Source organism: Thalassolituus marinus (assembly GCF_020320395.1).
GTDB lineage: Bacteria > Pseudomonadota > Gammaproteobacteria > Pseudomonadales > Oceanobacteraceae > Venatoribacter > Venatoribacter marinus.
Map to the genome: position 1 here is coordinate 14,606 of NZ_JAEDAH010000011.1, position 13,870 is coordinate 28,475.

The window sequence follows — 13,870 nt, forward strand, 5'->3', positions numbered from 1 at the left end:
GAACGGGGAAGTCTTTGGCTGTTGCTGGTCAGTGGGGGCCATTGCTGGCAAGGCCGGCGGGTTGCCCCAGGCTTGCTGTTGTGTGGATTCCGCTTAGCTGATTTGCCTCAATAGCGTTTTTGATCGCCTCTTTACAGTAGAGCGTTGCGTAATCATCAAAGGCGGTGCGGAAAGCCTGAATGCCGGCCAGTTGCTGTTCGTGGAAGGCTACATTCTCTACATCGTCCCATTCGTTGCGTACGCACAGGGATTCATCCAATGCATTGCTGTCTTCGGCAAGTCGTAACGGGTTGAACAGGTAGCCTTGTCCTTGTTCTGTGGTTACTGGCAGCCATTCTCCATCGCTTTCGAGCAGGGGATGCAGAATGCCATAGGCTTTTGCATTCAGAAATAACCGGCCCTGATATTCAGCGATGTCTGGTATTTGTGAGCCTGTCAGACCTCCGCAGTGGTCAAAACTAACGGTGATTTCCGGATTCCAGATGGCGGCGTAGCGGTTCGGCGCTGGATTAACGTCGATACGGGTTTCCATAGAGTCGCCGAAGAGTGCGACTATTTGTTTCCAGTCGAAAGCCAGGGCTGCGTAGTGCTTGCGGTCGTTGTGAATAGAGTAGAGCACTGACTTACTTATCGTTTTCGATTTTCCAATTTTGACTTGATTCTGGCAGCGGCGAGTGATGCTTGCGTTCTGACTTGTTCCGGCGGAGTTTCTTCCTTAAGCTCAGAGTACTGTTTCTGAGTCTCTGAAAGTGCGCTGACCTTCGCACTTGATAAGCCTTTATTGTTCATGAACTGTCCTTGTTGTCTGTTTTGGGTCTATTTTTTTCTCGCCGCTTGTCTGGATCACCTGAACTAATCTCCGCAGGCTCTTTAAATCCTTCCCCAGCCTTGGATAAACGAGCACGAATAATCCGAGCCAGTGCATTAGTATCTTCCTGAGTCATCCCGCGTTTAGCTTTTTCTTTGGTGATGTTTGTGGTTTTTGCCATTACATTGCCTCGCTTACCATGTAGCCGCCTGCCTCACAATAACGATACTCGTGCCTGGCATAGACTCACGCACTTTGGGATTTACTGGATGCTTGACCCGTACTTCAGTCGCACCGATCAGAATTGAATAAATTTCGAAGGTTCCGAGGATTGTTTCTACTATGTTGGAACGATCTCCCATATCTTTCGGTATGCCTTCAACGACATCCAGACGCGTTTTAGCGCCGCTATAGGTAGTGCGGCCAATAGCCGCTCCAATTGGACGATCATTTTCCCAAAGGACAATTTCGAATCGCTTCGGGTACAGTCTGCTATGGTCGCGCTTTAGTTTTCGCCAGTTCCAATAGGCTTCGCGATGATCATATCCATCCCAAAGATCCATATACTCAAGTGCAGCATAGGTTATCTCGGTGCGGTTACCCCAGGCGGACAAAGACTGCTATTGGTTGCTACCAGCGCGGACTTTCGATATTCGTCGTAACGCTGTTGTGCGTTTCTACGGTGCTCAGTATCGCTAGTTAGCGTGTGCGAAGTTTTAAATGCCATATAACGAATCCATTCGATTTAGCAATTATTTCAAATAAGACATGGCCTCCCCACAGGGACTCGAACCCCGATCTGACGCTTAGGAGGCGCCTGCTCTATCCTGTTGAGCTATAGGGAGTCAGGAGGTGCGGGGATTCTAGCGGCTGCAGACAGGATTGTCAGCCCCGAGGGGCTGATGATGCTCAGGCATCGCCCAACGATTCTTCCTGTTGCTCGCGGTTCTGACGCTCTTCCCACTGAAACTCGGTGATCAGCTTGTCTATGTAGCGTTGTCCCATCGGCGAGATCATGGAGATGGAGAAGCCGCAGACGGTATGGCCGTTATCATCAATAAAGATATGATGCGCTTCCAGACTTAAATCCAGCGTGTTCTCGCGGTTAAAACGAATGCGTGCAACATCGAAGGTGCGCTGCTCTTCCAGGCGCTTTTTCACGTTGCCACTGAATGCTGCTTTAAAACCGTTGGATGACAGGTCTTTAAGCTGTCCGGCAAGATCGCCTTCTCCGTCGTTCATTTTGATCTTCAGCAGAATCTGATGCGCCGGTGGCACCATCACGCGGTAGGCGGTGCGGCGCTGCAGGTACAGCACTTTTTCCGGGAACTCGGCGCGGTACTGTTCGTTTTGCGGTTGATACTTGAGGCGGCCTGACATGCGAAACTCGATGCGCACGCCCTGGCTGTCACACTCAACGTTAAAGCGTTTGCCGCTGCGGATCAGGTCATTCCCTTGCTGCGGAATAACCTTATCAAGAAAGAAGCTGCGGCTTTTCAGGTCGGTGCTGGTCAGCGCCGATGTATATTCCTCGTCACTGCCATCCACGCGCACTTTAACCGGTGTGCTCATCAGAACGATTTTGCGTAATGCGCCGTAAATGTCTTCCGGGGCATCAAGCAGGAATTCCTGATTACTGTCCGTTGTCATTGTGTCTCTGTCCAATGCTTACTTTTATGCCTGAATGTAGCCTTGCCCTTTGCCCAGGCTGCTGGCTTTACCGTTTCCGTCATATAAGTGTGGATCATTCTGCTGGCCACGCAAGATTCTGAGCTTCTGCAGTGTTCTCTGGCGGGCAGTGAGGACGATTTCAGACAGCTGCTGTGACAGTGTCTGATTGCTGCGGTACTGAGCTTCCAGTGCCTGCCACAGGCGGTGAACATTTGCCGCCTGTGCGAGTAGAGGATGTTCCAGGCTGGCAGCAGAGTGGGGGAGGTCGTGTTGTCTGAGCCATTGCAGGCGCTGAGCGGCAACCCGCTTCAGTTCAGTCAGATGACTGGCGTTCTGCTGACGCAGTGCCTGAAGGGCAGGGAGATCGTTGTCCTTCAGGGCGGTCTTTTCCCGGGTCAGCAGGTCAAAGATAGTTTGTGCAAGAGTCAGTTCCTCAGCCATCAGACTGGCGAGGCTTTCAGTATCGATGCTCATGGCATGTCACTTTCAGTTGAGGTCGTCCTCAAAATCAAGCATTTTTCCTGCCAGTTTCTCGTAATCGATTTTGTACTCTCCGCGCTCTATCGCGCCACGAATCCGTTCTACGGTCGCGTCATCCACGTCCGGCATGTCCCTGATCTCAGCTTCAATCTGTTGAATGCTCTTTGTGCTGGCACTCAGCTTTACCTGATCAGTAAAGGTGGCACTGCTCTGAGCTTTGGCAGCACTGTTCGGTTCTTTACTGACAGGCTCGTTCCGGGTCTGTGAACCTGAGTTCAATCCACCGGTTAACTTATTGATATTCATAGATAAATCTCCCAGCCAATTTGGCATCATACACTCCTGCATAGTTGTTATCGGCCGCCTGAAACCGAACTTTAACTTTTTTTTTGGCTTTTTATCTAACCTGTACTAATCCCGCGCGGACCGCTCTGGCGGTGACGGTCTTATCTGACTGATTGTTACGAACCCGCAGCCTTTCCCCGGCACGAGCTGACTCCAGTGCAGTTCCTTTCATCTCGACCCGGATGCCGGGACGCATTACCTGAATCAGCACTTCATCGCCACGCTCTATCACCAGTGGGGCTTCCACCATGTTAGCTGAGACTACGGTGCCGGCACGCTGGCTGCGACGCATGATCATGCCGTTGAGCCCATCATCCACGGTGAAAAAGCCCTGATGCAGCTCGCCGGTATCGCGGCTGACGTAACGGATATCGTCAGCGCTGATTACAGCATCAGAGGAGACGGCCTGAGTCAGAATTGCGACCTCGCGATAAACGTGCAGCTGTATTGCCAGGTGTTGCTTCCAGTAGGGCGAAGCACAGCTGACTTCAATGCCATTCCGTCCCGGTTGCAATGCCTTTACCGGGTTGATGTTCAGGTCACTATTACAATGTGCCAGCTGATAGGTGCCTGGCAGGCCCGGAAAACTGACGCTCGCCTGGCTGTCTGTTCCGGCAACCTGTTGCCAGCGGTCCAGTAAATGCCCGCTTACCAGCGTACGCCAGTCAGGTGTCGTTTCAGCGCAGGCCAGCCGGGCCGCCACGCTCAGGAAAATAACTGCAAATATCCGACGTTTTTTCTGGTTGTCTACTATGCTCATAAGCAGGTAACTGAGAATGTCATTAATCCGGCGCTCTTACCTCTGTTCCTCTGGGTTCAGCAAAGGTCGTGCCGGATTACTTTGGGAGCTTGTTATGGCAGGTGTATTGGACACGGTTAACCAGCGCACGCAGTTGGTTGGCCAGAACCGTCTGGAGCTATTGCTGTTCAGGGTGAACGGTCGTCAGGTCTACGGCATTAACGTCTTTAAGGTTAAAGAAGTGCTGCAGTGCCCGCGTCTGACGATCCTGCCGGGCAGTAATCCGGTGGTACGTGGTGTCGCGCATATCCGTTCCGGCACCATCCCGATTATGGATATGAGCATGGCTACTGGTAATGCACCACTGAAGGATCTGGAAAATGCCTTCGTGATCATTACCGAGTACAACCTGAAAACCCAGGGATTTCTGGTGGCGGGTGTCGAGCGCATCATTAATATGAACTGGGGGGATATCCATCCACCACCAAAGGGCACTGGTCGTGAGCACTATCTGACGGCAGTCACTGAAGTTGAAAAGCAGCTGGTGGAAATCATTGATGTGGAAAAAATCCTCGCCGAGGTATCGCCAATCAATGAAGAAATCAGTGAAGGTGTGGTGACCGAGGAAGTTCATAACAAAGCACGTGAGAAAAAAGTGCTTATTGTGGACGACTCCAAAATTGCCCGTAAGCAGGTCAGTCGCTGTCTGCAGAATGTCGGTGTTGAAGTCGTGGCGCTGAATGACGGGCTGCAGGCCTGGGAGCATCTGGCGGGCATTGCCGATGCTGGTGAAAGCGTTACCGATCATTACATGATGATGATTTCAGATATTGAAATGCCGGAAATGGATGGCTACACCCTGACTACAAGGGTACGCAGCGATTCGCGAATGTCTGATTTCTTTATCGTATTGCACTCATCGCTCAGTGGTGTGTTCAACAAAGCGATGGTGGAAAAGGTCGGCGCCAACGACTTTATTGCCAAGTTTGATCCGGACATTCTGGCTGAACGGGTCGCCAGCCGGATCAGTGCACAATAGAGGTACCAGGTCTTACTATGATGAAAGACATGTCGGTCGACGAATACAACCGTTTCCGGGCAGTGCTGGAGAAAAACAGCGGCATTATGCTGGGAGAAGGTAAGGAGTATCTCGTTACCAGTCGCCTCCGTCGGATGATGGAGCGCGAGGCGCTGGATTCAGTGACGTCATTGCTCAGTGCGATGGAGCGCAATCGCAGCCTGCTGGAGCAGGTTGTCGATGCCATGACCACCAACGAAACCCTGTGGTTCCGTGACGATCATCCGTATCGTATTTTCCGCGACCGCCTGTTGCCGGAAGTGGCGGCAAATCGCCGGCCGCTGAAAATCTGGTCCTCTGCCTGTTCTACCGGACAGGAGCCGTACTCTCTGAGTATCGAAATTGAAGAGTTCCGGCGTAAGAATCCGGGGCAGCTGGTCACGGGCGAGCGCATTCTGGCGACTGATATTTCACCAAGTGCTTTAGCGGCAGCGAAGGAAGGGGTGTATCAGCAGCTGGCTATTCGTCGCGGTATGAATGATCAGCATCTGAAAACTTACTTTGATGTGCTGGATAACGAGCGCTGGCGCGTAAAGGATCCGATTCGGGCGCGAGTGGACTTTCGTTCGCAGAATCTGCAGCAGAGCTTTGGCTTGCTGGGTAAATTCGACATTATCTTCTGTCGTAATGTACTCATCTATTTTTCTGCGGATCTGAAGTACGACATTCTGAAGCGTATGCATAGTTGCCTTAATCCGGGCGGTTACCTGATGCTGGGTGCTTCCGAGGCGATGAATAACCTGAGTGATTACTACGAAATGATTCAATGCCACCCTGGCATTGTCTATCGCGCGCGGTAAGCCATTACCGCCCGTTTTCCCTTTTCTTTCCCTGATTGCCGCCGGCAGGAAATGCCTTGCCGTTGCCGCTGCTGATTACCGCCCTGAAAATCCATAACCTGTTGAAATGTATAGGAAAATAGTTTTGGCACAGGGGTTGCTAATACAAATCCATAGTCATGAAGCGAGTATCGGATTATGGGTGCAATCAATTTCAGCAATGCCTTAGGTGTCCATCCTGCAGCGATGCAGTTGCGTGCCACCCGTGCGGAAATTCTGGCTAACAACCTGGCCAACGCAGATACCCCAGGATTCAAGGCGCGTGACATTAACTTTCAGGCGGTATTGGCCGGTGAAGTGGCCAGTCAGCGTAGCCTGGGCATGAATCGCACGCACTCTGGTCACCTCGCTGCTCAGGGCAGTGCGGATGAAGATCTGCTGTACCGTAACCCGATTCAGCCATCCATTGATGGCAATACCGTGGACTCGCAGATGGAGCAGGCGATCTACAGCCGCAATGCTCTCAATTACAACGCCAGCTTTGAATTTCTGAGCAGTAAGTTCAAAGGTATGAAAGGCGCGATCCGGGGAGAATAATTATGTCACTGAGTAACGTATTTGATATCGCCGGCTCGGGCATGAATGCCCAATCCATCCGGATTAACACCACCGCCAGTAACATCGCCAATGCGGAAAGTGCTTCCAGCTCTGTTGATGAAACCTACCGTGCGCGCAAGCCGTGGTTTGCGGTGATGCAGAAAACTTTCACCGAAGTGAACGCCGAGAATCAGTTTGAGGCCATCGAAGGTGGCATCGGTTCCGGTGTACAGGTGATGGGTATTGTAGAAAAAGACGCGCCACTGCAGCAGCGCTTTCAACCGGATCATCCTATGGCCAACGAAGACGGCTACGTTTACTACCCGAACGTGAACATCGTAGAAGAAATGACCGACATGATGTCGTCATCCCGCAGCTACCAGATGAACGTCGAGGTGCTGAAAACGGCCAAACAAATGCTTCAGCGTACGCTGACACTGGGACAATAAGGGGAGCTTAGCCATGGCAATTGACGGTATTTCCTCAAACTCTGAAGTTCTGAGTCAGTATCAGACCAACTCCAGTGCCAGCGAGACCAAAGACAATGAACTCGGCCGTGATGCATTCCTCGAGCTGATGGTTGCACAGCTGAATAACCAGAATCCGCTGGAGCCTACTGACAACCAGGCGTTTGTTGCTCAGCTGGCCCAGTTTTCAACAGTTGAAGGTATCGGCCAGCTGAATACCACAGCCGAGACCATGAGCTCTAATTTCACATCAACTTCGGCATTGCAGGCTTCCAGCCTGGTTGGCCAGTCGGTGATTGTGGAAGGTAATGACACCGGTTTGCTGCTGAACGGCGGTATCGTCAGTGGCTTTGCCGATATTCCGGATTCAACCAGCAACATGATGCTGACCATCGAAGATGAGAACGGTCAGCTGCTGGAGCAGTTCTCACTGGGTACTCGCAGCGAAGGTCCTATGTCTGTTCGCTGGGATGGTCAGAATCTGATGATCGATGGTGAGATTCAGGACATTGATCTCGATTCTCTCAATCGTCAGGAGTTTTACACCGACGATGAGGGTGAGGTAGTGCTGGACGATTATGGCGAGCCAATCCGCGTGCCATACCCAGCAGGTGAATATGTATTCAAGCTCAGCGGTAATGTCGCCGGTCAGTCAGAAGACTTCGGTATGCAGATGAGCTCCCGCGTCGACAGCGTCACTATGAGCGCTGGCGGTTCGGTCACTCTGAACCTGGCAGGCGGACAGTCCGCTTCAATGGATCAGATTAAACAGATTCTGGATGAGTAGTTCGGACGGGCATCGGAGATAAGATTATGGCTTTTAACATTGGTTTAAGTGGAATTCGCGCTGCCTCGACCGATCTCGAGGTTACTGGTAATAACATCGCAAACGCCAGTACCACCGGCTTTAAAGAGTCGCGCGCCGAGTTTTCTGATGTGTACACCACCACACTGCTGGGCACCGGAGTAAAACCGGTCGGTAGCGGTGTGATGGTCGATAACGTCCGTCAGGAATTCAGTCAGGGTAATATCAGCGGTACCGAAAACGCGCTCGATCTTGCCATCGACGGTAACGGCTTTTTCGTACTCGAAGGCAGTGGCTCCATCAGCTACACCCGTTCCGGTATTTTCTCTCTGGATAAAGACGGTTATGTCGTTGCCAATAATGGCTCTCGCCTGCAGGGTTATGCGGCCAATGCTAACGGCGTGGTTAACGGTGTCCTTGATGATATCCGTATTCAGGTGGCTAACCAGCCGCCGCGTCTGACCAATCTGGCGACGGCGATTCTGAATCTGGATGCCAGTGAATCGGTATTGCAGGAGCAGGGTCTGCAACTGGTGGCTAATGGTCTGGCTATTGGTACCGCTGACTCAGGTATTCTGGAGTCCACCACCACCATTCTGGCTTCTGCCGGTCAGCCGACAACCGCCGGTATTCCTGCACAAATGGCCTTTGCTGGCGGTGCTGGTTTAACTGTCGCGGATGTAGGTACTGCTGGTACGGTCGGTACAAAAACCATTGATGTTGACCTTGGTGATGGCAACGGCGTGCAGACGATTACTCTGACGGCTATTCCTGCTGGCTCTACCGAAGCCGAAGCGCTGACCATTATTCAGCAGTCTATCGACGCCCAGCTGGGTTCTCAGCAACTTACGGCTTCAGTCGGTGGCGCCGGTGAACTGGTGATTGAACGTGCTGGCTACTCCGCCACCGACGGTTCCAGCTTCGCATTAACGAACAGTGCGACCTGGGATGCATTATTCGGGGCGGCGGGTGCAGTGACCGCAGGTACCGCAGGCTCGCTGTTGTTTGTTGGCTCTAACGCCCTGACGGCAGATATGACCAGCGTACCGGGTACTTCTACCACAACCCGTACCACGGCTACGCCTTCATTGAACATCGTTGCCAGTGATCCGGGTGAATTTGCTGCACTGACAGCCTCTAACCTGTATGGCGCACTGGATGTCAGCACTGTTGGCGGTAATGTGCTGGCCTTTACTGTTGCCACCGAATCCGGTGCCACCTATCCGATTAACCTGAGCGAAGCCGCCTGGTTGGGTGCGTCTCCGGGCTCCGGTTATGCAATGCTGAGCGTGGCCGATGCGGTTGCGCAGATTAATGCGCAGATTACGGCAACAGCGGGTGCTGGTAACGAAGAAGTACTGGCGGTGAATAACGCTGGCTTTATTGAGTTCCAGGTGCAAGCGCCAGGCAACCGTGGTGATTACCTGCAAATCGCCAACAACAGTGTCAGCTCTGTTAACTACAGCCTTGATAACCTTGGTTTCTATTCCGGTAACCGTTTCGACAACGGTGTTGAGCCGGTGCAGGCCAACAACGAATTCCAGCTGGAAGTGACCAGTACTACAGGTCTGGGTGGTGGTCCGTTCACACTGACCATTCCGCCAGCGAACTACGCCTCTCTGGACGATCTGGCGGTGGCCATTCAGCAGCAGATTGATGTCTACATCGGTGCTACTGGTCTGTCGGGCAAAGTAACGGTCGATGCAGTGGGCGGTCAGCTGGTATTTACCAACACCAACGTGGGTTCTGGCGAGGGTATCTCGATTACGCCAACCGTTGCTGAGCCACAGGCGGTCGCAGCGCTGGGCTTTGACAGCCTGTTTACGGTAACCGGTGAAGACGAAGTTGATCGTACCAACAGTTTCCGTATCAACCTGACTGTTCCGGCACCGGATTCAGACAACCGCAGTGGTTCGGTAATGATCTCGCTGGATGAAGAATTCCGCTCGGTGCAGCAGCTGGCCGCAGCCATTAACCGTCAGCTGAACAGCCAGGATGCCGATGCCTATATCGGTGTGCAGGCGACTGCAGTGGAAGTAGAGCCGAAAACAACACCACCACAGTACCAGTTACAGCTGCGTGCAACCGAGGATGGTGAAGCGTCTATTATCACCGTTACCAATATCACGGCTTCCGGCCCGGATATCAGCGAATCGGATCTTTATGCTCTGCTACAGGTGAATCCGGATGACAACACGCTGCTGACCACAGGTATTGAAGGGGTAAATAACCAGTACCCTGAGACCACCGTGGTACTGACAGATCCGGATGGTGAAGAGAGCACAATCACCATTCCTGAGCAGGCAGAAGCCAACGAAATTGTGGCGTTGTTTAACCAGTATCCGGGGGTGACTGCTTCGGCGCTGACCACCATGACGATTCCACTGTCCAGCTATAACAGCCCGGGAAATAACATGGTTCTGACTCTGAATGGTCAGGAGCTGGAGTCGACATCGCTGGAAGATATTGCTGACGAGATTAACTCGTACCGCAGCACCACTTTACCTGGCTTCGAAGCCAGCATTAATGAAAGTGGCGACCTGATTATCACCAACGAAATCGGTCGCGACATTAAGCTCGCCATCGATAGTCCGGTAGTCAGTGACTCGCTGGTGGTGGTCGGGGCAGAGAACACTGGCCCTGTGGTTCTGGGCGGCTCCTCCAGTGCGGCTGAAGCGGCTGCTGTCGGTGGTGTGGTGACCTTCATTCTGAATGAAGATTACATGCTGAGCGAACCATCTCCGGCGATTTCCGGCATTTTCGGCGCGCTGACAGAAGATGAGTTTACGCCTTACACCCTGAACGCCTTTGATCCGACCGATCAGGATACCTACAACCACGCAACCTCGATGACGATTTACGACAGCCTGGGTAACTCCCATGTGATGACTCAGTACTTCGTGAAGGAGCCTCTGGACCCGAACCGTCCGAATGAGGAAAACGTCTGGGCTATGTACGTGCTGATTGATGGCAATGACGTGGGTGACCCGGATGCCACCTTGCCATTCCCGGAAAACCTTGAGCCAAGCCGAGCCCGTTACGAGTTGTTCTTTAATCAGGACGGCAGTTTCGACCCAGTGGCAACCGGTGATATCTACATCACCAACTGGGACCCGGTCGATGCTGACGGCAATCCAACCGGTGCACTGAGCTCGGTGAACGTTCTGGAAGGCGGCCTACCGTTGAGCGAGCCACCGGTAAACTCCAACTTCCAGATTGACCTGGCCGGCTCTACTCAGTTCGGCAGCGAATTCTCGGTGAACGAAGTGAGCCAGAATGGTTACACCACCGGCCGTCTGACCGGCCTGGAAGTGGATGATGAGGGTATTATCTTTGCCCGCTTCACCAACGGTCAGGCGCAGACACTGGGACAGGTGGCACTGGCGACCTTCCGCAATCCGGAAGGCCTGACGCCACTGGGTGATACCTCCTGGGGTGAATCGTTTGAATCCGGCGTACCAACCATTGGTTCTCCGCAAACGGCTTCCTTTGGTCAGATTCGCTCATCGGCACTTGAAGACTCTAACGTTGACCTGTCGGAGGAGCTGGTGGGGCTGATTATTGCCCAGCGGAACTTCCAGGCCAGCGCCAAAACCATTGAAACCACCGACCAGGTAACTCAGACCATTCTCAACATCTGAGGACTGGTTGCCGCAGCGGCAAGCCGCTTCCGCCTCTGGCTGAAGCGGCGGCCGCCATTCTCCCTCTGGTGTCACAAAAGTGACGCCATTTTTATGTAACTCTTTGAATTACATAGAATTTACATCTTTGGCACGGCCTCTGCTTAATCCCTTACAGATGATGAATTTTCGCAGCCTTTGGGACTGCATCAATCAGGGTTAAGACTATGGATCGTGCACTTTTTATCGCTATGTCCGGGGCCAAGCAGAACACGCTGGGACAGACTGCGCACGCCAACAATCTGGCTAACGCCAATACCACCGGCTTTCGCTCTGACTATACCCAGAGCCGCGCCATGGGCGTATTCGGTGACCACTTCCCAACGCGTGCTTACGCTATGACCGAGCGTCCGGCCAGTGACTTCCGTCAGGGACCGCTGATCGAAACCGGTCGCAGCCTGGATGTCACCATTGAAGGTGATGGCTGGTTTGCGGTGGTCGGTCCGGATGGCGAGGAAGCCTACACCCGTGCCGGTGATCTTAGTGTCGATCCGGCCGGCCGTTTGCTGAACGGGTCTGGTCTGCAACTGATAGGCGATGGTGGCCCTGTGGTTCTGCCTGAATATCAGAGTATTGAAGTCAGCCGTGCCGGAATTGTCACCATTCAGCCGCTGGGAGAGAACCCGGCTGCCGTGGCTGAGCCGGTACAGCTGAAACTGGTGAAACCGGATGTGCAGGCGCTGGAAAAAGGCGAAGACGGCCTGTTCCGTTTTCGTGATCCGGCAACACCACCGGCGGTCGCCGACCCGACCATCAGTCTGGTGAACGGTTTTGTCGAAGGCTCTAACGTGAATGCGGTGACCGAATTAACCAGCCTGATTTCACTGAATCGTCAGTATGAAATGCAGGTAAAACTGATGAAGCGTGTGGACGAAAATGCATCGGCCACCACACAACTGCTGTCCAGTCAGTAAGGAGATAAATTATGTTATCAGCACTCTGGGTAAGTAAAACCGGACTGGAAGCACAGGATCTGGCGCTGACCACGGTTTCCAATAACCTGGCTAACGTATCGACCACCGGCTTTAAAAAAGACCGCGCGGTATTTGAAGATTTACTCTATCAGGTACAGCGTCAGCCGGGGGCTAACTCATCCGCCGATACGCGTCTGCCATCGGGCTTGCAGTTGGGTACCGGTGTTCGTACCGCGGGTACGCAAAAGGTATTTACCACGGGGTCTCTGCAATTAACCGATCAGCCACTCGATCTGGCGATTAATGGTCGTGGTTTTTTCCAGATTCAGATGCCGGACGGCACCATTGGTTATACCCGCGATGGTACCTTTCACATTAACAGTGAAGGTGTGGTGGTTAACGTTAACGGTTATCCACTTGAGCCGCAGATTACTATTCCCGAACAGACCAACCAGCTGACCATCAGTAAGGACGGTATTGTACAGGCCACCATGTTTGGTGACCCGACGCCGCAGGAACTGGGTCAGATTGAAACTATGGATTTTATTAACCCGGCAGGTCTGCAGGCGATGGGGGGGAATATTTTCTTCGAAACCGCTGCCAGTGGTGCTCCGCAGGGTGGTGTGCCAGGTGAGGATGGATTTGGTTCAGTCGAGCAGGGTGCTCTGGAAAATTCCAACGTTGAAGTGGTGGAAGAGCTGGTGAAAATGATCACCGTTCAGCGTTCATACGAAATGAATTCCAAAGTGGTGTCAGCCGCAGATCAGATGCTGCAGTTCCTGACACAGAATACGTAATTGTAGGGAGGGTTATGTTATGTGGCGCCTTACAGCACTTATTCCAACGGTTTTTATGGTGGCATGCTCTTCAGTGCCACTGGAAAAAGACGTTTATCCGGACGACCCTGATTTTGCCCCGGTTTCCGCTCAGGGACTACAGCCACCGCCAGTGGTCAATGGCTCACTGTTTCAGGCGCGCTATGGTATGGGCCTGTATACCGACCAGCAGGCACGCCGTGTCGGTGACATTATTACCGTGATTTTTGAAGAGCAGTATCAATCGTCGAAATCAGCAGAAACATCAGCGGATAAATCGTCGGCTAATTCAGCTTCTGTCGGCAGTATGTTCGGCACTGTACCGGGCTGGAAGAACCTTAACCTCGGAGTTGATACCAGTGCCGATCGTCAGTTCAGTGGCAAAGGTGAGGCGGATCGTTCGAACAGCCTGAGCGGTCAGATTTCAGTATCGGTCGCGGAAATTATGCCCAACGGTATTCTGCGAATTCGAGGTGAAAAGTGGCTGACGCTGAGCGAAGGTGATGAATATATCCGTATCAGTGGCCTGATTCGCCCGGCAGATATTTCACCGGACAATACCGTGTCGTCGAATAAAGTGGCTGATGCGCGTATTTCATTCGGTGGTCGTGGCAGTCTGAATAACTCCACTAAACAGGGTTGGTTCGACCGAATCATGAATTCACCCTGGATGCCGTTCTGAGGACGTTTTT

General features: G+C 52.7%; 16 protein-coding genes and 1 tRNA gene. 9 read left to right on the forward strand and 8 right to left on the reverse strand.

Annotated elements, in window-relative coordinates; translation table 11 throughout:
• Positions 1 to 28: 28 nt before the first annotated feature.
• From I9W95_RS02750 to flgA, 8 genes are all read right to left on the reverse strand, one after another.
• The gene (locus tag I9W95_RS02750; protein WP_225671608.1) at positions 29 to 619 is read right to left on the reverse strand and encodes a hypothetical protein; all 591 of its coding nucleotides are present in this window, start codon (positions 617 to 619) and stop codon (positions 29 to 31) included.
• Between the two features lie 166 nt (positions 620 to 785).
• On the reverse strand, positions 786 to 989 hold the full coding sequence (locus I9W95_RS02755) for a hypothetical protein (RefSeq protein ID WP_225671610.1): 204 nt from the start codon (positions 987 to 989) through the stop codon (positions 786 to 788).
• Between the two features lie 13 nt (positions 990 to 1,002).
• A complete protein-coding gene (locus tag I9W95_RS02760; RefSeq protein WP_225671612.1) occupies positions 1,003 to 1,422 on the reverse strand; it encodes a hypothetical protein in 420 nt (139 codons plus the stop codon).
• A gap of 155 nt (positions 1,423 to 1,577) precedes the next feature.
• A tRNA-Arg gene (locus tag I9W95_RS02765) sits at positions 1,578 to 1,653 on the reverse strand.
• 64 nt (positions 1,654 to 1,717) lie between these two features.
• Positions 1,718 to 2,458, reverse strand: a complete 741-nt coding sequence (locus I9W95_RS02770; RefSeq protein WP_225671614.1) for a flagellar brake protein — start codon at positions 2,456 to 2,458, stop codon at positions 1,718 to 1,720.
• A 24-nt stretch (positions 2,459 to 2,482) separates the two neighbouring features.
• Complete coding sequence (gene flgN, locus I9W95_RS02775; protein ID WP_225671615.1) at positions 2,483 to 2,953, reverse strand: flagellar export chaperone FlgN; 471 nt, start codon at positions 2,951 to 2,953, stop codon at positions 2,483 to 2,485.
• A 12-nt stretch (positions 2,954 to 2,965) separates the two neighbouring features.
• Complete coding sequence (flgM, locus tag I9W95_RS02780) at positions 2,966 to 3,265, reverse strand: flagellar biosynthesis anti-sigma factor FlgM (protein WP_225671617.1); 300 nt, start codon at positions 3,263 to 3,265, stop codon at positions 2,966 to 2,968.
• Positions 3,266 to 3,356: 91 nt separating this feature from the next.
• Complete coding sequence (flgA, locus tag I9W95_RS02785) at positions 3,357 to 4,064, reverse strand: flagellar basal body P-ring formation chaperone FlgA (RefSeq protein ID WP_225671619.1); 708 nt, start codon at positions 4,062 to 4,064, stop codon at positions 3,357 to 3,359.
• Positions 4,065 to 4,158: 94 nt separating this feature from the next.
• Between flgA and I9W95_RS02790 the strand changes: the two genes are divergently transcribed.
• The 9 genes from I9W95_RS02790 to flgH all read left to right on the forward strand — a co-directional run bounded on the left by I9W95_RS02790 (position 4,159) and on the right by flgH (position 13,860).
• Entirely contained in the window at positions 4,159 to 5,082 is a 924-nt protein-coding gene (locus I9W95_RS02790) for a chemotaxis protein CheV (RefSeq protein WP_225671621.1), read from the forward strand.
• A gap of 17 nt (positions 5,083 to 5,099) precedes the next feature.
• Positions 5,100 to 5,921 (forward strand): CheR family methyltransferase, encoded by an 822-nt coding sequence (locus I9W95_RS02795; RefSeq protein ID WP_318653585.1) that lies wholly within the window; start codon positions 5,100 to 5,102, stop codon positions 5,919 to 5,921.
• A gap of 177 nt (positions 5,922 to 6,098) precedes the next feature.
• Entirely contained in the window at positions 6,099 to 6,497 is a 399-nt protein-coding gene (gene flgB, locus I9W95_RS02800; protein ID WP_225671624.1) for a flagellar basal body rod protein FlgB, read from the forward strand.
• A 2-nt stretch (positions 6,498 to 6,499) separates the two neighbouring features.
• Positions 6,500 to 6,946, forward strand: a complete 447-nt coding sequence (gene flgC, locus I9W95_RS02805) for a flagellar basal body rod protein FlgC (RefSeq protein WP_225671626.1) — start codon at positions 6,500 to 6,502, stop codon at positions 6,944 to 6,946.
• A 13-nt stretch (positions 6,947 to 6,959) separates the two neighbouring features.
• Positions 6,960 to 7,751: a flagellar hook assembly protein FlgD gene (locus I9W95_RS02810; RefSeq protein ID WP_225671628.1), complete on the forward strand. Its 792-nt coding sequence runs from the start codon at positions 6,960 to 6,962 to the stop codon at positions 7,749 to 7,751.
• Positions 7,752 to 7,777: 26 nt separating this feature from the next.
• Entirely contained in the window at positions 7,778 to 11,410 is a 3,633-nt protein-coding gene (locus I9W95_RS02815) for a flagellar hook-basal body complex protein (protein ID WP_225671630.1), read from the forward strand.
• A 206-nt stretch (positions 11,411 to 11,616) separates the two neighbouring features.
• Positions 11,617 to 12,363, forward strand: a complete 747-nt coding sequence (locus I9W95_RS02820) for a flagellar basal body rod protein FlgF (protein WP_225671632.1) — start codon at positions 11,617 to 11,619, stop codon at positions 12,361 to 12,363.
• An 11-nt stretch (positions 12,364 to 12,374) separates the two neighbouring features.
• Entirely contained in the window at positions 12,375 to 13,160 is a 786-nt protein-coding gene (gene flgG, locus I9W95_RS02825) for a flagellar basal-body rod protein FlgG (RefSeq protein ID WP_225671634.1), read from the forward strand.
• 19 nt (positions 13,161 to 13,179) lie between these two features.
• Positions 13,180 to 13,860 carry a flagellar basal body L-ring protein FlgH gene (flgH, locus tag I9W95_RS02830; protein WP_225671636.1) on the forward strand — a complete coding sequence of 227 codons (681 nt, stop codon included), beginning with the start codon at positions 13,180 to 13,182 and terminating at the stop codon, positions 13,858 to 13,860.
• Positions 13,861 to 13,870: the final 10 nt, after the last annotated feature.